Origin of the sequence: Streptomyces sp. NBC_01283 (genome assembly GCF_041435335.1) — a bacterium.
In the GTDB taxonomy this organism is placed as follows: domain Bacteria; phylum Actinomycetota; class Actinomycetes; order Streptomycetales; family Streptomycetaceae; genus Streptomyces.
On the sequence record NZ_CP108430.1, the window covers coordinates 8,375,102 to 8,396,053 of the forward strand.

A 20,952-nucleotide genomic window follows, 5' to 3' on the forward strand; every position below is an offset into this window, starting at 1 on the left:
GCGGCGAACCCGGGTGACTTGACCCTCACGCCACGTCAGGCCGCAGGCTGTACGCGACGAAAGGCGAGGTCCATGAGTTACACGGTGGGGCAGGTCTCCGGGTTCGCGGGGGTCACCGTCCGCACGCTGCATCACTACGACCGGTCCGGGCTGCTCGTGCCCAGCGAGCGGAGCCCGGGAGGGTACCGCCTGTACGGTGAGGCCGACCTGGCCCGCCTCCAGCAGATCCTCTTCTACCGCGAACTCGGCTTCGCCCTGGAGGAGATCGCGGAGATCGTCGAGGACCCGCAGGCCAACGCGCTCGACCAGCTACGGGCCCGGCACAAGGCGCTGGTGGAGCAGATCGGCAAGCTGGGACGCCTGGTGGAAGTGGCCGAGCGGGCCATGGAGGTGCAGCAGACCGGCGTGCCGCTCGGCCCCCAGGAGCGGTTCGAGGTGTTCGGCGAGATCACCTTCGACCTGAGCTACGCCACCGAGGCCGGGCTCAAGTGGGAGAACAGCGCGGGACACCGGGAAGCGATGAGCCGCGCCGCCGCCCACTCCAAGGAGGACTGGGCCCGGATCATGGGCGAGGCGGCGGCCTGGCGGACCGACCTCATCAAGGCCTTCGCCGAGGGCGAGCCCGCCGGGGGGAAGCGGGCCATGGCCCTCGCCGAGGAACACCGCCTGCACATCAGCCGCTGGTTCACACCCTGCCCACCCGCCATGCACCTGCGCATCGCCGCCGACTACGCGGCAGACCCCCGCGCCTACGCCCTCGTCATCCCCCCTTCGGAGCAGCTCCCCGGCCTGGCCGAGTTCCTGCATGCGGCGATACGGGCCAACGCGGGGCAGGTCGCGGACGGGGTGGAGGAGCGATGAGGGTCCTTGTCGCGGCCGCCGGGTCGTACGGTGATGTCGCCCCGTACACCGGGCTCGGTGCTCGGCTGCGCGAGGCCGGGCACGATGTCACCCTGGCCACCCAGGAGTCCTTCGCGCCACTGGTGCGGGGGGCCGGGCTCGGCTTTCGTCCGTTGCCCGCCGATACCGGCGGCGCGGGCCGCGGCGGAAACCGGCAGCTGATGCGCACGGCAGCCGCGTTCGTGCGGGAGTTGGGCGCGGGGCTCCTGGAAGCCGCGGAGCCCGGCGCCGACGTGCTGCTGCTCTCGACCACCACGGCGCCCCTGGGCTGGCAGCTCGCCGAGGCGATGGACGTGCCGGCCCTGGGTGTCTATCTGCAACCCACCCACCCCACACGGGAGTTCGCCCCGGTGGTGAGCGGCGGCAGGTCGCTCGGCGGCCCCGGCAACCGAGCGCTCGGCCGCTTCGCCTCGCGCATGGCCGACCGTGTCTACGCCGACGCGGTCGCGGACCTGCGGGCACGCCTCTCGCTGCCCCGGGAGAGCGGAGGTGCCGCCCGGCGGCGACAGGAAACAGCCCGGTGGCCGGTCCTGCACGGGTTCAGCGCCGCCGTCGTGCCCCGGCCCGCGGACTGGCGCGAGGGCCTCGACGTCGTCGGCAACTGGTGGCCGCACCATGAGCCGGACACCCCGCTGCCCGCCTCCTTCGAAGACTTCCTGCGGGCCGGGCCGCCGCCCGTCTTCATCGGATTCGGCAGCATGGCCGCGGGGGACGGCGCGCGGCTGAGCGAGTTGGCCGTGTCCGCGCTGCGCAGGGCCGGGCTGCGGGGAGTCCTCCAGGAAGGACGGTCCGGGCTGATGGCGCGCGGCGACGACATCCTCACCGTGGACGAGGTGCCCCACGCGCTCCTCTTCCCGCGGATGGCCGCCGTGGTCCACCACGCGGGCGCCGGGACCACCGCCGCGGCGTTGCGGGCCGGGGTGCCCGCGATTCCCGTGCCCGTCATGGCGGACCAGCCCTTCTGGGCATCGCGCATCGCCGCTCTCGGCGCGGCCACCGCGCCCGTCCCGTTCAAGGAGCTCACGGCGGAGCGCCTCGCCGAACAGATCCGGCGTGCGGTGAGTGAGCCCACGTACCGGAAGGCCGCCGGTGCCGTCGCCCGCCGGATGGGGGCGGAGGACGGCGCCGGTCAGGTCGTCAAGGCGGTCGAGGAGCTCTGCTGAACGGCGCCCCGGCGCTACCCCACCGTCACCTCCCCGCCCACCACCACGACCTCGGCCTTCGTCTCCGGGATGTCCTCGGGATGTACGTTGCAGGGGCGCCCCGAGGCGACCGGTACGTAGCCCGAGCGGCCGAACGGGCAGGTCGTGAAGGTCATGACGGAGCCGCGGCGTGGAAGCCTGCACCCATGACCGAAAGTGCGTACCTCTATATGGCGAACCCTCGGATCACGGTCCTTGGCGTCAACCCCGGCCGACCGCCCTTCCGCATCGTGGAGCTCGACGGCGAGGTGGTCGGCGAGGCCAGGGAACTCGTCGACGTCCTGGAGGTGGCCGCTCAGGCGGGTCTCGTCGTGCACGACGTGGACGACCCGGATCTGGTGCGCTGGGTGGGCGGCGACAAGTTCACCTGGAAGCCGAAGGAAGCGACGGATCCCGCGCAAGCGACGGATCAGAAGCGATCGACGGGGCCGGAGTAGCTCCAGGACTCCAAGGAGTAGCTCCAGGACTCCAAGGAGTAGCTCCAGGACTCTGGAGTAGCTCCAGGACTCTAAGGAGTGGACGGAGCCGAACCAGCCGAGGCGGGGCACGCCCGGGGATCGGGGCGGTCGGGCTCGAGGTCGTAGATCCTGTTCAGGAGCTCGGCCTCGTTGCCCGTCAGGCCCGCGCGGCGCAGCGCTTCGTCCGCCTCCGCCATGGGCCCGGCGAGCAGCGAGGCCGCCGCGGCCGGCGAGGGACCGGACAGTGCGGCACGTGCGGTGTGCAGCAGCCGCAAGCAGGCCTGGGCGGCGGCCAGTTCCGGGGTCGGCGTGCTGGTCATGTCGAGAGCTCCTCTGCGCGGGGTCGGAAGGACCGGTGGCTGGCACCGGTGGACCCTCCACTCTTGCGCACGGGTCTGACAATCGGCCCTAGGCGGCCCTGGCGCGGCGGGTGAGCCGTAGCGTGAGGCCCTCCGGCATGAGCGTGAGGCGCTCGACGACCCGCAGCCGGTAGCCGGGGTCGGCGTGCAGGTCGTAGCGGCGCAGGAGCAGCCCGAGGACCAACGTCGCCTCGTGCAGCGCGAACTGACGGCCGATGCAGGCCCGCGCGCCCGTGCCGAACGGCTTGAAGACATGCGCGGGCCGCGCCCGTACGGCCGCGGGGGTGAACCGGTCGGGGTCGAACTCCTCGGGCCGCTCGCCCCACGCCGCCGGATCGCGGTGCAGCAGCGTGGCGAGGACGAGCGCCCAGGCACCCTCGCGCATCGGGTGCTCACCGCCGATCGTCGTGTCGTGCAGGGCCTGGCGCGAGAAGCCGGGCGCGGTCGGCCACAGCCGCAGCGACTCGTCCAGGACACGCCGCAGATAACGGAGCTTGGCGACCTGCTCGTACGCGGGCTCCTGCGCGTCACCCCAGACTTCGTCGACCTCCGCCTGGGCGCGGGCCAGGACTTCGGGGGAGCGCGCGAGGTAGTGCAGTGCGAACGACAGGGCGCCCGACGTCGTCTCGTGCCCGGCGACCAGGAAGGTGATGACCTGCCGGCGGATGTTCTCGGCGGAGAGCCGCTCGCCGGTCTCCGGGTGTGAGACCTCCAGCATCCGGTCGAGCAGATCGCCGTCGCCGGGACCCGGCGCGGCGCGGCGGGCCGCGACCACGTCGTCGACGGTGCGGTTGAGATACGCCATGTCGGCGGCGTTGCGCCGGGTGGCTCCGCGCAGCAGCAGCGGGGCGAGCCCGGGCGGCACGACGTTGCGGCGCTGGGCGTAGGAGAGAGTGCCGACCATGGCCGACACGAAGGGATGCGGCCGGGACCGCTCGAAGGAGCCGAAGTCGTGGCCGAAGCCGGTGCGGGCGATCGTCTCCAGGGTCAGCTTCGTCATGTCGCCGGGCACGTCCACGGAGCGCCCCGCGGTCTCACTCGCGTCCCAGCGGTCGGTCAGCTGCCGGGCCACGTCCAGCATCAGCGGGTGGTAGCCGGCCATCGCGTCCCGGCTGAAGCCCGGGGCGAGGATGTCGTGCGCGAGCTGCCAGTTGGGCTCGTGGTTGTACGCGGTGAACAGGCCGTCTCCGGCCACCGGCCGCAGGTTCGCGACGCCCAGGCCCACATGCTTGGCGAACCGTGATTCGTCGGCCAGTTCGGCCGCGAGCGCGGCGCCCCAGACGAAGACGATCTCCTTGCCGAACGCCTTGCGGCGGAAGATGGGCCCCAGGCTGCCGCCGATCCGCATCGAATCCTGTACGGGCGTCCGCACATGGGCGCCGAGGATGTCGCCGATCAGGGGCAGACGGCGCGGCGGATGCGGGATGAGGTCGAGGCGCGGCCAGCCGAGCTCGGCGCTGCGGAACCCCTTGGGGGGCGGGGCGCCCTCCGTCACCTGCGATGCCTGGGACACCTGCGCCATGTGTGCCATCTCCCTTGTGCCGCAGACCCGTTGAGCCTGTTGTACGTGGATTCAATAAGGGATCCCAGTCTGGTCCCGCTATTGAATCCGCGTCAAGTAAAGTGCGCTCATGGCCGCGAACCCGCAGGAACGTACGCGCCGCAGACTCAGCACGGAGGAGCGCAGGGAGCAGCTGCTCTCGGCAGGGGCGCGGCTCTTCGCCCAGAATCCGTACGACGACGTGTGGGTCGAGCGGGTGGCGGAGATCGCCGGGGTGTCGCGCGGCCTGCTGTACCACTATTTCCCGACCAAGAGCGACTTCTTCGCCGCCGTGGTGCAGCGCGAGAGCCGTCGCATGCTGCGGCTGACGGCGGCCGTCCCCGGGGTCCCGGTCCGCGACCAGATCGGTACGGGGCTCGACACGTTCCTCGCGTACGTCGAGTCGCACGCCGAAGGCTTCCGTGCCTTCCACCGGGCGGAGGAGACGGGGGACGCCACGGTCCGCAGGATCTACCGCGAAGGCCTCGCGGCCCACGAGGACCAGATCCTGGCCGCCCTCGCCGCGGACCCCGGAACGGCGACCACTCCGCACGAACTGCCCACCCTGCGGCTGGCCGTGCGCGGCTGGCTCGCCTTCATGGTGACCGTCTGCCTGGAGTGGCTGGACGAGCCGGAACTGCCGCGCGAGCAGGTGCGGGACCTGTGCGCGCGGGCATTGCTCGGTGCGATCGCCCCGGAGTAACCTACATACATGTCTGTATGTGAATCCGCCTCTGGGACCGCACGGCGATGACGGCAAGCCCGGCGCGTCCTCGCGAGAAGCAGGCGGACCGGCGGGCCCGGACCAGGAGCGCTCTGCTGGAGTCGGCGGCGCGAGGGTTCTCCACGTACGGATACGGCAACGTGGCGCTCGAACGGGTGGCGGCGGAGGCGGGCTACACCCGTGGCGCCCTCTACCACCTGTTCGCCAACAAGGAAGACCTGGCGCTCGCCGTGGTGCGGTGGGTCGAGGAGACCTGGAACGCCGAGGTCGGCGCGCCTGCGGACGAGGAGCCCGACCCCGTCGCGGCGCTCCTGGCGATGGCGCGGGGGCACGCCGTGTACTGCCGCCGTGACGTGGCCAGGGTGATGAGGGCGCTGTCCGTCGAGTTCGCCGGACAGGATCACGCGGTCGGCCATGCGCTCGCCGGAGTCATCGACCGGCTCACCACCCGGTGCGTCGACCGGATCGCCGCAGGGCGCGAGAGCGGCGCCATCCCCCCGGGACCGCCGCCGCGGGAGGTCGCGCTCGCCTACATCGGCACCCTCGAAGGCCTGGTGAGCAGTGTCGCCGGACACGCTCCCCATGACGTCGTACTCGTGGAGAGGGCGATGCGGGGCCTGTTGGGCCTGCCGCAAGGAGATCCAGGAACGAAGCCGGCTGTTCAGGAATGAAACCGGAGGTTCAGGAATGAAGCTGCCGAAGAGCGCGCACACGTCACGCCCCTGGCGTATCCATGAGATCGCCCCCGACTTCCGGGTGGAGGACGTGTGGGCGCTGCCCACACCGGGCGGCCCCGACGACTTCCCGCGGCTGGTGGAGCAGACCGTCTCGGGCGACAACTTCCCGGAGGGCGCGCCGCTTCTCGTACGCGTGGTGTGGGCGGCCCGCTGGAAGATCGGCTCGGTGTTCGGCTGGGACCGCCCGAAGTCCGGTCTGGGCACGCGGGTGGCCTCGCTCCGGGACCGGCTGTCGGACGAGATGCGCGATGCCCCGAGGGGTCCGGAGTCCGCCGGGTTCCCGCTCACCCCGGTGTATCTGCTCAAGGACGAGTGGGCGGCGGAGCTGGCCAACGGCACGGTGCACACGATCATGCACCTGGGCTGGGTACCGGACGAATCCGGCGGCTACCGCGGCCGGATGACGGTCCTGGTGAAGCCGAACGGCCGGTTCGGCGCCGTCTACATGGCCGCGATCAAGCCGTTCCGCCTGTGGCTCGTCTACCCGGCGCTGATGCGGGAGATCGAGCGCTCGTGGCGAGCGGGCGCTGCGGGGCAGCCGCCCGTGCACTCGTAGGCAGGGCGTTCGGGAGTACCGGACTCAGGCCGCCATAGCGAGCGGTCGTGACACCGCCACCACCCGTCCGTCCGGCAGGATTTCGCCGGTGTCGTCGAAGACGATGGTGCCGTTGCACAGCAGGCTCCAGCCCTGTTCGGGGTGGGCGGACAGGATCAGGGCGGCCAGGTGGTCGGCGCTGTCGGCGGGCGGGCAAGGGGGCTGGTGGGCGCACATGGTCGTACCTCCGGGTGGGGGTCGCGAACCTTGTGCGCGGCCCGGTGTGTCTCGGTTTCCCTTTGTATGAGTTCTGACCCCACCAAGGGCGCCAACTCATCGCTCGCAGAGCGTACTTGTGACCTCGTGCGAGAAGGAAACCGGCCCGGAGGCGCGCGAGCCGTGTGCTACGTGACGCGGGCGTCACTCGGCGGCGGGCCGCAGGCTCAACGCGTGCAGCGCCAGCTGCATCTCGAACTGCGCCACCGGATCGTGCAGCCGGTCGCCGAACACCTCGTCCAGCTGCCGCAGGCGGTAGCGGACCGTCTGCGGATGCACGGCGAGGCGTGTGGCGACCTCGCTCGCGTTGTGCCCGCACCGCAGCCAGCACAGCAGGGTCTCGGCGAGGCGCTCACGCTGCGGTGAGCGCACCTCCTGAAGGGGCAGCAGATGGCGCTGCGCGAGCGCGTCGATCAGTGCCTCGTCCTGGAAGAGCAGCAACGTCGCCAGGTGGTCGGCGCAGTGCAGCAGGCCCGCGCGGGGCAGGATGCCGCGCCGGGACAGGCTCAGGGCGTCCAGCGCCCAGCGCAGCGAACGCGCGCCCTCGTGCAGGGCGACCGTGGGCCCGATCACCGCACGCAGGCCCTGTAACGCGGCGGCGATCGAGCGGGCCCTGCCCGGACCCTCCGGGTCGGGCACCACGATGCAGCCGGGCTGCTCGGAGAAGCGGGCGAGGAACTCCGGCGGCACGATGGGGCTGACGGTCTCCGGGGTGAGGACGTGGTCGATGACGACGACGGCCACCTCGCGCGGGATGGGCCATTGGGCGGCCTGGGCGAGATCGGCGATGGCTTCCGCCGACGCGGGAGGATCGGCGGTCAACAGGTCGATGAGGCGCGCGCGGCGCTGCTGCAGCTCGCCCGCCGCGTGCAGCCGGGCCTCGGTGTAGCCCGCCGTTGTCGCCGCGGCCATCTCGTCCAGGTGCACGAACAGCGCCTCGCCGAAGGCGGCAAGCACGGTGTGCGGCAACAGGTCGGCGTCGACGAGGGCGTTGACCCGGCGCCAGGTGACGCGCGCGCCGAGGCGCAGTGCCGACTGGAAGGAGTCGAGGCTGCGGCCCTCGTCCGCCTCGCCCCTGCCGATGTTCTGGTAGGTGGCCTTCACCGACTCCCAGTCGGTGTCGGGGTGGGCCATGCGGGCCAGGAACCCCTCAAGGGCCTGCTCCACACCGCGGTTCACGACATGCATGTACGTGTCGTCCGTCGGCCGGGCGTACTCCGGTATCTCCGTGCGGATCGCCCGCACCACCTCCGACGTGATGTCGTCGAGGAACGGCCGCACATGGTCGTGGAGGCCCGAGGGGAAGGCCCGGAACGCGGCGTACGACTCCTCTGCCGGGGTGCCCGCGGACGCGGGGGCGCCTGCCGAGGGTATGCCGGCGGGCGGCGTCGAACCGTTCACCATGGGGTGCTCCCTCTGCGCGCGGGGGACAAAGGTTTGGTGAAGATACCGTCACGGGTCCGTGGCGGCCCACCGAGGACGGACAGACATGATGCTGCCTCCTGTCACCCGCGTGACAAGAGGCAGCGAGTGCGAAACAACTCACGGCAGCAGGCAGTTGCCGAACTCCGGTTTGCCCTCGAACCGGTCGCCGAGCCACTTGACCGTGTCGTCCTTCGCGAGTTGATCGGTCGTCAGATGCTCGCCCGGATAGACCTTCCACTGGGTGGTGATGTTCCCCTTGCAGTACGCCTTGCGCGTCGCGTCCTCCGTCTCGACCGGGATGACCTCCTCCAGCGCCCCGCGGTACTGCAGGACCGGGAAGCCGATCTCGTACGTGGCTCCGGAGCCGGGACGCCCGATGCCGACGCCGAGCTTCTGGGCGTCGACGACCTGTCCCCACGTCCTGCCGTCCGTGCCCTTGAGCGCGTAGAGCTGCTCCAGGCTGAGACCGTCCTTGGTGTTGTCCTCGATCTTCTGGCCCGCGAGGGTCGAGATCGTGCCCGCCAGACAGTGCGACCTGGCCTTCTTCAGGGTTTCCCGGCCCTGGTCGTTCATGAGCTCGTCGAACGGCATCCGGGGGTGTGCGGCCGAAAGACCGAGCACGGCGTCGACCAGGAACCCCGCGAACGGGCCGCCGTTCAGCCCCTTGGCGACCACTTTCAGATCACCGGGCACACCGCCGGACGCGTCGCCCACGACGTCGAGCTCAGGGGCGTACGAAGCCGCGAGCTGGGCCGCCCACAGGCTGGCAGCGCCGCCTTCGGAGTAGCCCCACAGGCCGACCTTCGCCCTCGGGTCGAGGCCGCTGCCCGGGATCGCGGACGCGCTGCGCGCGATGTCGAGGAGCGCGTGCCCGGCGTCGGCGCCGGAGACGTACGGATGGGTCTGGCCGTCCAGGTAGCCCGCCCCGTCCGTCGCGGCGACGGCGTACCCGGCCTTCAGGAGCGCCGCGATGTTCTCGCCCTCGTACTCGTCCTGGAAGGCGCCCGCCAACTGCTTGGAGAACGCGCACTGCGAACCGAGTCCCAGCGTCCCGGGGTTGAAGGCCACGACGGGACGGCTGCCGCGCCCCTTCCACTGGGCGTCCGGCACGGCCACGGTGCCGGAGACCGCCACCGGCGTGCCCGTGTTGTCCTTCGAGCTGTACTGGACCTTCCAGGCGTGCGTCGGGATGTTGCCCGGCACGTGGGGGAGCGCGGTCGTCCGGCAGGCGATGACGCTGCCGGGATCACTCGGGACGGAACCCGGCACCTGGTAGATCCGCTCGTCCGGGGCGTCGCACGCCGCCGAGGCGTCCGGGGCCGCGGCGGCGCCCGCCGTCAGGGTCGGCACGCCGAGACCCAAGCCCGCCAGGGCGAAGGCCGAGGTCAGCGCGAGCAGTCTCTTCTTCCGTTTCGCTCGTGGCCTGTGCACGGGGTGCTCCTTCGGTCGGTTCGAGTTCGATTCGAGTTCGCTTCTAGGGGTTCTAGGGGTTCTAGGGGTTCGAGGGGGACGGCTGCGCACGCCGTGAAGTTACGGAGCGGTGATCGGGCGTCGATAGTCAGCAGAGCCACAGCCCGCCGGGCGGGAACTGTGCGCGGGGCACAAGTGGGAACCCGCCCTCCTGCGCCACGATCAGGTCATGACCGAGCCACAGGTGACGGCCCCGGACCCACGACCGTGGCTCCGCTTCTACGCCGCCGGGGTACCTCACCGGCTGCGCGTCCCCGACGTCACGCTCCCCGGCCTGCTCGAAGCGGCGGCCCGGCGCCATGGCCGCCGGTCCGGCTTCCGGGGGCTGCACCGCGCTGCGGGCACATGCGCCGATACGTTGCGGACGCTGGGTGTCCGGCACGGTGACCGGGTGGCGTTGGTGCTGCCCAACTGTCCGTGGTTCGCGGTGGCGTGGCATGCGGTGCTGCGGATCGGGGCGGTTGCGGTGACGATCGACCCGGAGGCCTCATGGCAGACCCTGCGGCATCAACTCGCCGATTCGGGTGCCGTGTTGGTGGTCGCGGGCGAGTCGGCGGGGGAGCGGATCGACGCGGTGCGTGGTGACACGTACGTACGGGATGTCGTCACCGTTCCGGCCGGCGGGGAGTGGCCGCGTGGCGGCCGCCTGCGGAAGCCGGCCAGGCCGAAGCCGGGAGGTCGCGGGCCGGAGTCAGGCCATCGCGGGCCGGAGCCCAGCGACCTTGCCGCCCTCGCGTACGTCGCCGCCGACGGGCCCGCGGCGATGCTCACGCACACGAACCTCGTCGCGGCGGCCCAGCAACTGGCCCTGTGGCACCCCCAGTTGCGTGCCGGCCGGGAGACCGCTCTGGCCGTCACGCCCTTGTGGCGTCCGCACGGCCTGCTGTTCGGCCTGACCGCCCCGCTGCTCACCGGGATGCGGACCGTCCTCCTGCCGACCGCCGGCCCGCAGACGCTCCTGCGCACGGCGCGCCGCCGGAAAGTGACCCTCCTGTCGGCCGAGCCCGCCGACTGTCGGAGCCTTCTCCGGTGCCCGGCCCACGAGTTGGAGGCCCTCGCCACGGTGCGGACCTGGCTGACCGGGATGCTGGACGCCGCGACCGCCGACCGTGTCCGCGAGTCGGTCGACGCGGTGCTCGTCGAGGGCTACGGCCTCCCGGAGGCAGCAGGTGCCGTCCTCGCCAACCCGCGCGGTGCCAACGCCCGCCCCGGCACGTCAGGGCTGCCCCTGCCCGGTACCGAGATCCGCATCGGCCAGGAGGGCGCCCCCGGCGTGGAGCTGCCCGTGGGGCACGCCGGTGAACTCCTGGTGCGGGGGCCGCAGGTGTGCGCGGGCTACTGGGGTGACCCGGCGGAGACGGCGCGGCGGCTGCTGCCCGGTGGGTGGCTGCGTACGGGCGACATCGCGGTACTGGGCCCGGACGGCTATGTGACCGTGCTCGGCGGCACGGGCTCGTCGAGGGGGTAGCGGGGTCGTCAAGGAGGCAGAGGGGCGGATCGCACCGGCGTGGCTGGGCCCGCGGCCCTGTCTCGGGTCCACGCCGTGCCAGACGCTTCGGGGGCGACGGCATCAGTGCGTCACTGGCGCACCGGGGGACAGGTTGGTCTGACTCCGGAAGGTGTCCCTGACCGCCGGTGGCGGGCGGGGCGCCGGAGCGTTGTGGCGGTGACGGCGGCGCCCAACAGGACGCAGAGAGCTGCCAGTTGCAACCCCGTGTCGTAGCCGTCCAGGAAGGCGCTGCGGGGATCGGCGCCGTCCCGCAGCGCGGTGCGTTCCGTGCGGGTCAGCACCACGCCGACCAGGACGACCCCGAACACCCCGGAGATCTCACGGGCCGCGCTCACCAGACCCGAAGCCATGCCGGTGCGCGTCGCGGGGACATCGGCGACGGAACGTACCGTCAGGGGAGTCGTCAGGGCCGACCCGACGCCGATCACGAGCAGCCCCGGCTGCAGATCCCAGTACTGCGCGTGCAACCCCGTGCCCGACACCCACACCAGGCCGCCCGCGACCAGCACGAGCCCTCCGGCGATCGACCAGTGCGCCCCCACCGCCTTGGCCGCGCGCTCGGCGAACGGCGTCGTCACGAGCAGTGCGCCCGCCAGCGGCAGGAAAGCGAGACCGGCCTTGGTGGGGGAGAAGCCGAGCACGCGCTGGAGGTAGAGCGCGGTGAAGAAGAACACGCCGTTGACGCCGATGCCCCACAGCACCTGAGCCGCCGCGCCGCCGCTCAGCGACCGGTTGCGCAGCAGCCGCAGATCCACCAGCGGCAGGAACGTGCGCGACTCGACGACGACGAACAGGATCCCGGTGGCCGCCGAGAGCCAGAGGCAGAGCGGCACCGGCGGCGTGCTGAAACTGTGCTCGCCGCCCCTGACCAGGCCGTACGTGAGGAGGAAGAGGGAGGTCGTGGACAGTGCGACGCCGGGCAGGTCCAGGAGCGGCAGCAGGCCGCGGCGCACGGGTGTGACGGCTCGGGGCACGGCGGGTACGAGGAGCAGGGCGAGCGCGCCGAAGGGGACGTTGAGCAGGAACACCCAGCTCCAGTCCCACCGTTCGGTGACGTACCCGCCCACCACAGGGCCGAGCGCCAGCGCGACCGCCAGGGCCGCCGTCCACAGGCCGACCGCCACGGCGCGCCTGCGGGCGGGCAGATCGGCGGCGACCACCGCGAGCGAGGCCGGGATGACGAGCGCCGCCCCCACACCCTGCACGGTACGCGCCGCGATGAGCGTCCCGCCGCTGTCCGCGAGGGCGGCCGCCGGCGATGCCGCGGTGAACACGATGATGCCCGCCGCGAGCACCGTCCGACGGCCCAGCAGATCCGTGAGCCTGCCGCCGGCCGGAAGGAGCGAGCCGAAGCTCAGCACGTAGCTGGTGGCCACCCACTCCAAGTCGGTGACCGTCAGGCCGAGATCGCGCTGCACGGTCGGCAGGGCGACGTTGATGACGGTGTTGTCCAGGGTCGTGATGAAACCGGCAAGGGCGAGCATCGCCAGAAGAGCGGTCAGCCTGCCCCGGCCCACGTGCGGCTCCCCTCGATCGCGATGCGGTTCCGCTGCCGGATTCTCCGGGCCCGCGGCTGCCGTCGCTGCTGCCCGCGACGCCGAATCCGGTGTGGCGCCTTGTCAGTGAAGTGACAGAGGTTGTCAGACGATCTGTCAGCAACCCGTCTTACTCACGGGTCACACCGGGGCGGAACCTGGTGCACCGCTCGTGCAGGTCCCCGCGCCGCCCGTCCCGGTCCCCGCGCTGTCCAGTTGGAGCCGCCATGTCCGCCCCGCAGACACCTCAGCCGCCCGAAGGTCCCCTGCTGACCGACCACTTGGCGCACTGGGCCGCCGACCGGCCGTACCAACGCGCCTTCACCTACGTGGAGTTCCCCGATCCGTCGTCCCCCGGCCTGCACCACACCCTCGGCTGGCAGGGTCTCGATGTCCGCGCCCGCGCGATCGCCGGACGGCTCGCGGCGATCGCGGGCCCCGGCGAACGAGCGGCCCTGCTGCTCCCGCAGGGCCTCGACTACGCGGCTGCGTTCCTCGGCTGTCTCTACGCGGGGGTGATCGCGGTCCCGTTGTTCAGCCCCGGACTCCCCGGCCATGAGGGCCGGTTGGCGGCGGTCCTCGCCGACTGCGAGCCGTCCTGTGTGCTGGCCGACGCGGGAACGGCTCCCGGGGTCGAGCGATTCATGGCCGCACACGGACTGCCGCCGGTGCCTGTCGTTCTGGTCGACCAGCCGGGCGATACCCCGGCGTTCGCCCTTCCCGAGCGGCTCGAACCGGACGACATCGCCTACCTCCAGTACACCTCCGGCTCCACGCGCAGCCCGGCCGGCGTCGTGATCAGCCATGCCAACGTGGTGGCCAACGCCCGGCAGGCCATCGAAGCCTTCGAGGCCGAGGCGGCGGGCCACACGACGGTCGGCTGGCTGCCGCTCTTCCACGACATGGGTCTCGTCCTGAGCGTGGCCGCGCCCGTCGTCGGCGGCTTCCCCTCGGTCCTCATGGACCCGGTCGCCTTCCTCGAACACCCCGTGCGCTGGCTGCGGCTGCTCGCCGCATACCCCGGGACGATCAGCGCGGCCCCCAACTTCGCGTACGACTACTGCGCGAGCAGGGTCGACAGGGACGAGGCGGCCGAGCTGCGCCTGGGGCGGGTCAAGGTCCTCATCAACGGCAGCGAACCCGTGCGCGCCGGCACGGTCGACCGCTTCCGCGACGCGTTCGCCGACGCGGGACTCGCCGCCGCGGCGCACTGCCCGGCGTACGGCCTCGCCGAGGCCACCGTGTTCGTCACGACGGACACCTTCGACGCACCGCCCACCGTCCTGGCCTGCGATCCGTTGGCCCTGTCCGAAGGTCGCCTCGACGTAGGGGAGTTGACCGACCCGGATGTGACGCACCTGGTCGCCTGCGGCACTCCGGCAGGGCAGGAGCTGCGCATCGCCGACCCGGCCACCGGCGCCGCACGGGCTACGGGGGAGGTCGGCGAGATCCTGCTGCGCGGCCCCAACATCGGCCTCTGCTACTGGAAACGGAACGGACTCTCGGAGGAGGTGTTCGGCTTCCGACCGCCCGACGCCACCGGCGGGGACGGCGAGCCGGGATGGCTGCGCACGGGCGACCTCGGCGCGCTCCACGAAGGGCGGCTCTACGTCACCGGGCGGCTCAAGGACCTGATCATCGTGGACGGCAGGAACCACTACCCCCAGGACGTCGAGGAGACCGTGCAGTCCGCCGTCGGCCTCGTGCGCAGGGACCGGCTCGCCGCGTTCTGCGTGCCCTGGACCGGCACGGAGACCGACGTCCTGGTCGTCGTCGCGGAGCACCGGCGGGGCGCGGAGCCCACGGAACAGGACCGGCTCGCCGCCCTGCGCACCGCCACGGCAGCCGTGTCGGCCCGGCACGGACTGCGCCTCGCCGAACTCCTCCTCATCCCGCCGGGCTCGCTGCCCAGGACGAGCAGCGGCAAGGTCGCGCGGGCCGCGGGCCGGGCGCGCTACCTGCTCGGCGCGTTCGGCGACGGCGGCCGGAGCGACGACGGCCGGAGCGGCACGGAGGACGCGCGATGAGCCAGGCGGGTCAGGCGGAGATCCGGGCCGCCATCGTCGACAGCCTGAGCACCTGGTACGGCCTCGGGGCCGACGAGATCGCCGACGACCGCCCGCTGGCGGAGCTGGGTCTCACCTCACGCGACGCTGTCGTCCTCACGGCACGCCTCAGCGACCTCGCGGGCACCCGGCTGCCCGCGACGCTGCTCTGGGAGGCGTCGACGATCGGTGCGCTCACGGAGCGGGTGGCGCGCGGCGAACCGGAGCACGGCGGGTCGCCGTCGGTGCGGAGGGCCGCGGGCACACCGCCCGCGGAAGCCGACGCGCTGGTCGCGGTCATCGGCGTCGGCTGCCGGCTGCCCGGTGGCGTCACCTCGCCCGCCGCCTTCTGGCGGCTCCTGAGCGAGGGCCGCGACGCCGTGGGCACCGTCGGCGACGACCGCTGGGCACCCTTCGTGCGGGAGGGCAGGAGCCTGCCTGACGACCTCAGCAGGCACGGCGGCTTCCTCGGTGACGGGGGCATCGACGGCGTGGCGGGCTTCGACGCCGAGTTCTTCGGCATCGGCGCGGACGAGGCCACCGCCATGGACCCGCAACAGCGCATGCTCCTGGAGGTCGCCCGCGAGGCCGTCGACCACGCGGCACTCTCCGCGCCGTCCCTCGCGGGCACCCGTACCGGAGTCTTCGTGGGCATCAGCGGCAACGAATACGCCCATCTCACCACCGCGGAACCGGAGTCGATCGGCGCCTGGACCCCACCGGGCGCGGCCCTGAGCATCGCCGCGAACCGCCTCTCCTACCTCCTGGACCTGCGTGGCCCGAGCATGGCGGTCGACACGGCGTGCTCCTCCTCGCTCGTCGCCGTGCACCACGCGGTACGCAGCCTCGGCGCGGGGGAGAGCGACATGGCGCTCGCCGCCGGGGTGAACCTGCTCCTCTCCCCGGCGGTGACGCTCGGCTTCCAGCGTGCGGGGGCGCTGGCCGCCGACGGGCGCTGCAAGGCGTTCGACGTGTCGGCCGACGGCATGGTGCGCGGCGAGGGATGCGGGGTCGTCGTCCTCAAGCGCCTGGCGGACGCCGAACGCGACGGCGACCGTGTCCTCGCGGTCATCGAGGCCACCGCGGTCAACTCCGACGGGCGTTCCAACGGACTCACCGCGCCCAGCGCGGACGCCCAGCGCACACTCCTTGAGCAGTGCCATGCCACCGAGGCCGCTTCGGTGGACTACGTGGAGGCGCACGGCACGGGCACGGCGCTCGGCGACCCGATCGAGGCGTCCGCGCTCTCCGCCGCGCTCGGCGCGGCGCAGGGGCGGGCCGCCGACCAGCCGCTGCTCATCGGCTCGGTGAAGACGAACATCGGCCACCTGGAGGCCGCGGCGGGCATCGCCGGGTTCATCAAGACGGTCCTTGCCCTGCACCACGACGAGATCCCGCCCCACCTGCACTTCACCGCACCGGGCCCGCACGCCGACCTCGACGCGCTGGGTCTGCGCGTCGTCACGGGACCCGAGCCGTGGCCCCGCTACTCGGGCACGGCACGGGCGGGAGTCTCGGCGTTCGGCTTCGGAGGCACCAACGCGCACGTGGTCCTCGCCGAACACCGCGTGCCGCGCGGCCCACGCCCAGCGTTCACCGCCCCGGCCGTGGCCCTGCTCGACGGCGTCACCGAGGACCGCGTCCGCGCGTACGCGGGAGAGCTGGCCCAGTGGCTGACGGGACCGGACAGCCGCTCCGTCCGCCCGGCGGACCTGGGCCGCACCCTCTCCGGCCGCGCGGGGCGTGGCCGCCACAAGGCGGCGGTCGTCGCCCGCGACCGCGATGAGCTGACCACGGCCCTGGCCCGCCTGGCCGGACGGGAGCCCGACGGGCGGGTGGTGATGGGGGCGCCCGCGTCCGGGGGCGGGCCCGGGGCGGTGTGGGTGTTCTCCGGGTACGGGTCGCAGTGGCCCGGCATGGGAAGCGAACTCCTCGCCACGGAGCCGGAGTTCTCCGCGGCCGTCGACCGCCTCGAACCGCTGCTGCGCGAGCAGGCCGGCATCTCCCTGCGGGACTGCATGGACCTCGGGGCCGAGCTGACATCGACGGCCGTCGTCATGCCCGCCCTCTTCGGGATGCAGGTCGCCCTCGCCGAGCTGTGGAGGTCGTACGGCTTCGAGCCCGCGGCCGTGATCGGCCACTCCCTGGGGGAGATCGCCGCGGCCGTGGCCTGTGGCGCCCTCGACGTGGCCACCGGCGCGCGCGTCGTCACGATCCGTTCGCGGCTCCTCGCCGGGCTCACGGGCGGCGCCATGGCCGTGGTGGACCGCCCCGGCGAGCACATCGCGGCCCTGACCGCCGACTTCCGCACGCTGCAGGTCGCCGTGCACGCATCCCCCGCGCAGAGCGTGGTCACCGGCTCCGCGGACGACGTGCGCGGCCTCATCGACCACGTCACCAGGGAGGGCGGCTTCGCCCGCTCCCTGCGCGTCACCGGCGCCGGGCACTCGCCCGACGTCGATCCGCTGCTCGGCGAGTTCGCCCGGGAACTCGGCGCCGTGCGACACGCCCGGCCCGGCTGCCGCCGTTACTCCACCGTCCTCGCCGACCCGCGCGACCCCGCTCCCTGCGACGCCGACTACTGGCTGGCCAATCTTCGGCGCCCCGTCCGCTTCACGCAGGCCGTACGCGCAGCCGCCGAGGACGGCCACCGGCTGTTCGTCGAAGTGGCGCCGCACCCCACGCAGTTGCACCCGCTGACCGAGACACTGCGGGACGCGGGGGCCGAAGGCTCGCTGATCCTGCCGACCCTGCGCCGCGGCACCGACGACGCCCTCACCTTCCGTACGTCGCTGGCATCGCTGCTCGTACGAGGCGTCGGCGGGCCCGCGTCCCTTCAGGGCCTGCATCCAGATGCGCGCGTCGTCGACGTCCCGACGCCCCGCTGGCGGCACCGCCGCTTCTGGGCGGGGGAGGCACCCGGCCCGCAGGAGACACCACGGCACGCACCGGCCCCCGCACGCGCCACGGGCCCCCTCGACCGCCTCCGCGGCTGTGTGGCCGACGTCATGGGCTACACCCCGGACCGCATCGACGCCGACACCCCGCTCACCGACCTGGGGCTCGACTCGCTCACCGCGGCGCGCATCCGGACCGCGGTGGAGCGGGAGTTCGGGGTGGAGATGGACCCGGGGGTGCTGCTGCGGCAGGCCACGCTGAGAGAGGTCGCGGAGCTCCTGCCGGAGCGTCGTTCCGAGGGGCGGGGCCGAGCTCCCGGTTGGGTGGGGGAGGAACCCAGGACGACATCCGTCGAAGGGCCCTTCCGTGTTCTGGCGGACTCGGGCCACGGCACCCCCCTCTTCCTGGCCCACGCGGCGGGTGGCAGCTCCGAGGTGTACGCACGCCTCGCCGAACGCCTCTCCGGCTCCCGCCCCGTGTACGGCTTCGACCGGCTGACGGCCCCGGAGGACGTCGGGCCCCGCGCGGCGGACTTCGCGGAACGCATCCGCGCGAAGGTCCCCAACGGCCCGTGGCTGCTGGGTGGTTGGTCCTACGGGGGTTTGCTGGCCCACGAGGCCGCGCGGCTCCTCGCGCCCCACGGCACCGTCGGCGCCCTGGTGCTCCTCGACTCCGTACTGCCCTTGCCGGTGCCTCCAGGGTTGACCCCCGTGGCGGAAGCCCGCCGCCGCTATGCCGGCTTCGCCGCGTACATCGCCCGCACCTACCGCACCCAACTCGCCCTGCCCTACGAGGAACTGGCGCGGCTCGACGACGCCGAACAGATCGCCCTGGTCATGAAACTCCTCGAACAGGCCGTCGACCTCCCCCAGGCGGTGCTCGACCACCAGCTCACCTCGGCCCTCGACCTCCGCAGCGGCGAACGCCACAGGCCCGGCCCGTACACAGGCCGGACCCTCCTCTACCGGGCGACGGAACCGGCCCCGCACACCGTGCGCGACACCCGTTACGAACGGGACGACGAAGGCCTCGGCTGGGACGCCCACTGCACCGACCTCACGGTGACCCCGCTGCCGGGCCACCACCTCTCGCTGCTCGATCCCCCGGTCGTGGACACCCTCGCGGAACTCCTGACGCGAGACCTGCCCGACGCCTGACGGTTCACCTTGCCCGTTCCCGTGCCCGACCGCCCGCCCGAGAAGAGGACCCCCATGCCGCAGAAGCACCGCAGACCACGCAAGAAGCTCGCCGCCCTCGCCACGGCCACCGCGCTCCTCGCCACCGGCGGCGCCCTCGGCACCTCCACCGCCCTGGGAGCGCCCACCGCGGCTCCGGCGGCGGCCCGAACCGCCGAGGGTCCGCGCGTCGTCGGGGAGAAGTGGCTCGACGCCCGCACCGTCGACCTCACCGTGGACTCACCCGCCGTGGGCAAACAGCTCCCCGTACGCGTCATCCTGCCCGCCCGCTTCAAGGAACAGCCGGACCGCACCTGGCCCGTGCTCTACCTCCTCCAGGGCGCCCACGACGACTACACCTCCTGGACCCGCGAGACGGACGTCGAGGAGTTCCTCGCCGACAAGGACGTCCTCACCGTGATCCCGGCGTCGGGCCCCACCGGCATCCCCACCGACTGGTGGGACCACGGCAGCTCCACCGCCCCCGACTACGAGACCTTCCAGGTCGAGGAGTTGACGGGGCTGCTGCGCGACACCTACCGGGCGAACGGCACCCGTGCCGTCGCCGGAGTCTCCACCGGTGGCTACGGCGCCATGGCGTTCGCCGCCAGGCACCCCGGAACCTTCGGCGCGGCGGCCTCGTACAGCGGAGTCCTGGACACGACGGCCCTCGGCATGCCGACGGTGATGAACGCCATCGTCGCCCGGGAGCTCCAGTTCCCCTCCGCGCTCTGGGGCAGCCCCTTCCTACACCGGGACAACTGGAACCGCCACAATCCCGCCGCCCTCGCCAAGAGCCTGGCGGGAACCCGGCTCTACGTCTCCCAGGGCAGCGGCATCCCCAGCACCGACTTCGGCAACCTCGAAGGGGCGGTCCTGGAGGGCACGCTGTGGAGCCAGGCACACGGATTCGCGAAGCAGCTGGACCGCGCCGGAGTCCCGGCGACGGTCAACTTCTACCGTGGCGGCTCGCACGCCTGGCCCTCCTGGCAGCGTGAGTTCAAGGCTTCGTGGCCGACGCTGGCGGCGGGCCTTGGGCTTCCCTCACAGGCCCTCTGACGTCGGTGGAGAGGCGGGCGAGCCGCCGCTCGTCCGGCCACCGCACCGCACTGGCCCAGGAGGCGAGCTCGAACAGGCGGATGAGCCGGGCGCTGGAGTCGAGCTGCCCGCGCAGCACCCCGTGCCGGGCGGACGTCGGGTCGGCGTGATGGAGGTTGTGCCAGGACTCGCCGCCGGAGAGCGGCGCGAGCCACCACACATTGCCCGAGCGGTCCCGCACTCGGAAGGGGTGGGCCCCGCTGATGTGGCAGATCGAGTTGATCGACCAGGTGACGTGATGGAGCAGACCGATGCGGACGAGTCCCGCCCAGAAGAAGGCGGACCAGGCGGCGCCGGAGTCCCAGCCGCCGTCGCCCCAGAGGCCTCCCGCCACGGCGGGCGCACCGAACGAGAACAGCACGATCAGCGGCTGCCAGCGCGCCACCAGGCGCAGATCGCGGTCGGCGATGAGGTCGGGGACGTACTTCTCCTTGTTGGTCTTGTCGTTGTTGAAGGTCCAGCCGACGTGCGCCCATGCCATGCCCTTGAGCAGGGCGCGCACGGAGGTGCCGAACCGCCAGGGGGAGTGCGGGTCTCCCGGCTGGTCCGCGAACTGGTGGTGGCGGCGGTGATCGGCACACCAGGTGATCGCGTCCCCCTCGACGGCCATCGTCCCGGCCACCGCCAGCGCGATCTTGAGGGGGCGGGCGGCCTTGAACGCCTTGTGCGTGAACAGGCGGTGGTAGCCGATGGTGATGCCGTGTACGGCGACGGCGTACATCACCGCTCCGATCACCAGATCGTGCCAGGTGACCCCCCATCCCCACAGCACGATCACGGACGCGATCACCGCGACAAAGGGAATTCCGACGAACACCCCCACGACGACGCGGTCGGCTGTGCCCATGCGTTCGCCCCAAGCGGCGTTCGCGCTCTCTTCTGTCATGAAATTTCCTCACCTTCCAGTGCGGGTGAGCCGGACATTAGCGACGGAAATAGGGAGGCCTCTACTCGGAAAGTGATGACGGAGCCAGGGGTCGATTAGCGATCCTGGTGAATTGACGCCGAACGCTTGTGCGGGGCGGGTGTTCCGCCGCACTGTGCAACCCATTGGACAGCCGAAGG

The 20,952-nt window shown here is 72.4% G+C and carries 18 protein-coding genes; 10 read left to right on the forward strand and 8 right to left on the reverse strand.

From position 1 onward, the window contains the following. Positions 1-72: 72 nt before the first annotated feature. Together OG302_RS37990 and OG302_RS37995 are read left to right on the forward strand one after the other, a co-directional pair. A complete protein-coding gene (locus OG302_RS37990) occupies positions 73-861 on the forward strand; it encodes a MerR family transcriptional regulator (protein ID WP_371531037.1) in 789 nt (262 codons plus the stop codon). Then, a complete protein-coding gene (locus OG302_RS37995) occupies positions 858-2,063 on the forward strand; it encodes a glycosyltransferase (RefSeq protein ID WP_371531039.1) in 1,206 nt (401 codons plus the stop codon). The genes OG302_RS37990 and OG302_RS37995 overlap by 4 nt, the downstream gene beginning before the upstream one ends. 14 nt (positions 2,064-2,077) lie before the next feature. Here OG302_RS37995 and OG302_RS38000 read toward each other — a convergent pair whose 3' ends face one another. Beyond that, positions 2,078-2,218 carry a hypothetical protein gene (locus OG302_RS38000; protein ID WP_371531041.1) on the reverse strand — a complete coding sequence of 47 codons (141 nt, stop codon included), beginning with the start codon at positions 2,216-2,218 and terminating at the stop codon, positions 2,078-2,080. 30 nt (positions 2,219-2,248) lie between these two features. Between OG302_RS38000 and OG302_RS38005 the strand changes: the two genes are divergently transcribed. After that, on the forward strand, positions 2,249-2,539 hold the full coding sequence (locus OG302_RS38005) for a hypothetical protein (RefSeq protein ID WP_371531043.1): 291 nt from the start codon (positions 2,249-2,251) through the stop codon (positions 2,537-2,539). 71 nt (positions 2,540-2,610) lie between these two features. Here the strand turns inward: OG302_RS38005 and OG302_RS38010 are convergent, their stop codons facing one another. Further along, the gene (locus tag OG302_RS38010; RefSeq protein WP_371531045.1) at positions 2,611-2,880 is read right to left on the reverse strand and encodes a hypothetical protein; all 270 of its coding nucleotides are present in this window, start codon (positions 2,878-2,880) and stop codon (positions 2,611-2,613) included. Between the two features lie 88 nt (positions 2,881-2,968). Continuing rightward, positions 2,969-4,450: a cytochrome P450 gene (locus OG302_RS38015; protein WP_371531047.1), complete on the reverse strand. Its 1,482-nt coding sequence runs from the start codon at positions 4,448-4,450 to the stop codon at positions 2,969-2,971. Positions 4,451-4,550: 100 nt separating this feature from the next. Between OG302_RS38015 and OG302_RS38020 the strand changes: the two genes are divergently transcribed. From OG302_RS38020 to OG302_RS38030, 3 genes are read left to right on the forward strand one after another with little or no spacing between them, the layout of a single operon-like run. Continuing rightward, on the forward strand, positions 4,551-5,162 hold the full coding sequence (locus OG302_RS38020; RefSeq protein ID WP_371531049.1) for a TetR/AcrR family transcriptional regulator: 612 nt from the start codon (positions 4,551-4,553) through the stop codon (positions 5,160-5,162). A gap of 47 nt (positions 5,163-5,209) precedes the next feature. Then, positions 5,210-5,854, forward strand: coding sequence for a TetR/AcrR family transcriptional regulator (locus OG302_RS38025; protein ID WP_371531051.1), 645 nt, complete (start codon positions 5,210-5,212; stop codon positions 5,852-5,854). Positions 5,855-5,870: 16 nt separating this feature from the next. Then, entirely contained in the window at positions 5,871-6,476 is a 606-nt protein-coding gene (locus OG302_RS38030; protein ID WP_371531053.1) for a DUF2867 domain-containing protein, read from the forward strand. Positions 6,477-6,500: 24 nt separating this feature from the next. Here the strand turns inward: OG302_RS38030 and OG302_RS38035 are convergent, their stop codons facing one another. The 3 genes from OG302_RS38035 to OG302_RS38045 all read right to left on the reverse strand — a co-directional run bounded on the left by OG302_RS38035 (position 6,501) and on the right by OG302_RS38045 (position 9,587). Further along, on the reverse strand, positions 6,501-6,692 hold the full coding sequence (locus OG302_RS38035) for a DUF5999 family protein (RefSeq protein ID WP_371531055.1): 192 nt from the start codon (positions 6,690-6,692) through the stop codon (positions 6,501-6,503). 183 nt (positions 6,693-6,875) lie between these two features. After that, on the reverse strand, positions 6,876-8,135 hold the full coding sequence (locus OG302_RS38040) for a helix-turn-helix domain-containing protein (RefSeq protein WP_371531057.1): 1,260 nt from the start codon (positions 8,133-8,135) through the stop codon (positions 6,876-6,878). 138 nt (positions 8,136-8,273) lie between these two features. Continuing rightward, positions 8,274-9,587, reverse strand: coding sequence for a lipase family protein (locus tag OG302_RS38045; RefSeq protein WP_371531059.1), 1,314 nt, complete (start codon positions 9,585-9,587; stop codon positions 8,274-8,276). 208 nt (positions 9,588-9,795) lie between these two features. Between OG302_RS38045 and OG302_RS38050 the strand changes: the two genes are divergently transcribed. After that, positions 9,796-11,094 (forward strand): AMP-binding protein, encoded by a 1,299-nt coding sequence (locus OG302_RS38050; protein WP_371531061.1) that lies wholly within the window; start codon positions 9,796-9,798, stop codon positions 11,092-11,094. Between the two features lie 110 nt (positions 11,095-11,204). Here OG302_RS38050 and OG302_RS38055 read toward each other — a convergent pair whose 3' ends face one another. Then, a complete protein-coding gene (locus OG302_RS38055) occupies positions 11,205-12,653 on the reverse strand; it encodes an MFS transporter (RefSeq protein WP_371531063.1) in 1,449 nt (482 codons plus the stop codon). 245 nt (positions 12,654-12,898) lie between these two features. Here OG302_RS38055 and OG302_RS38060 point away from each other — a divergent pair, with 245 nt between their 5' ends. Genes OG302_RS38060 through OG302_RS38070 form a run of 3 tightly spaced genes read left to right on the forward strand, consistent with a single transcriptional unit; the run spans position 12,899 to position 19,848 of the window. Beyond that, complete coding sequence (locus tag OG302_RS38060) at positions 12,899-14,698, forward strand: fatty acyl-AMP ligase (RefSeq protein WP_371531065.1); 1,800 nt, start codon at positions 12,899-12,901, stop codon at positions 14,696-14,698. Then, a complete protein-coding gene (locus OG302_RS38065; RefSeq protein ID WP_371531067.1) occupies positions 14,695-18,771 on the forward strand; it encodes an acyltransferase domain-containing protein in 4,077 nt (1,358 codons plus the stop codon). Before OG302_RS38060 ends, OG302_RS38065 begins: the two co-directional genes overlap by 4 nt. Before the next feature lie 54 nt (positions 18,772-18,825). Next, a complete protein-coding gene (locus OG302_RS38070; RefSeq protein WP_371531069.1) occupies positions 18,826-19,848 on the forward strand; it encodes an alpha/beta hydrolase in 1,023 nt (340 codons plus the stop codon). Here the strand turns inward: OG302_RS38070 and OG302_RS38075 are convergent. Further along, on the reverse strand, positions 19,790-20,773 hold the full coding sequence (locus OG302_RS38075) for an acyl-CoA desaturase (RefSeq protein ID WP_371531071.1): 984 nt from the start codon (positions 20,771-20,773) through the stop codon (positions 19,790-19,792). The genes OG302_RS38070 and OG302_RS38075 overlap by 59 nt on opposite strands. Between the last annotated feature and the right edge of the window lie 179 nt (positions 20,774-20,952).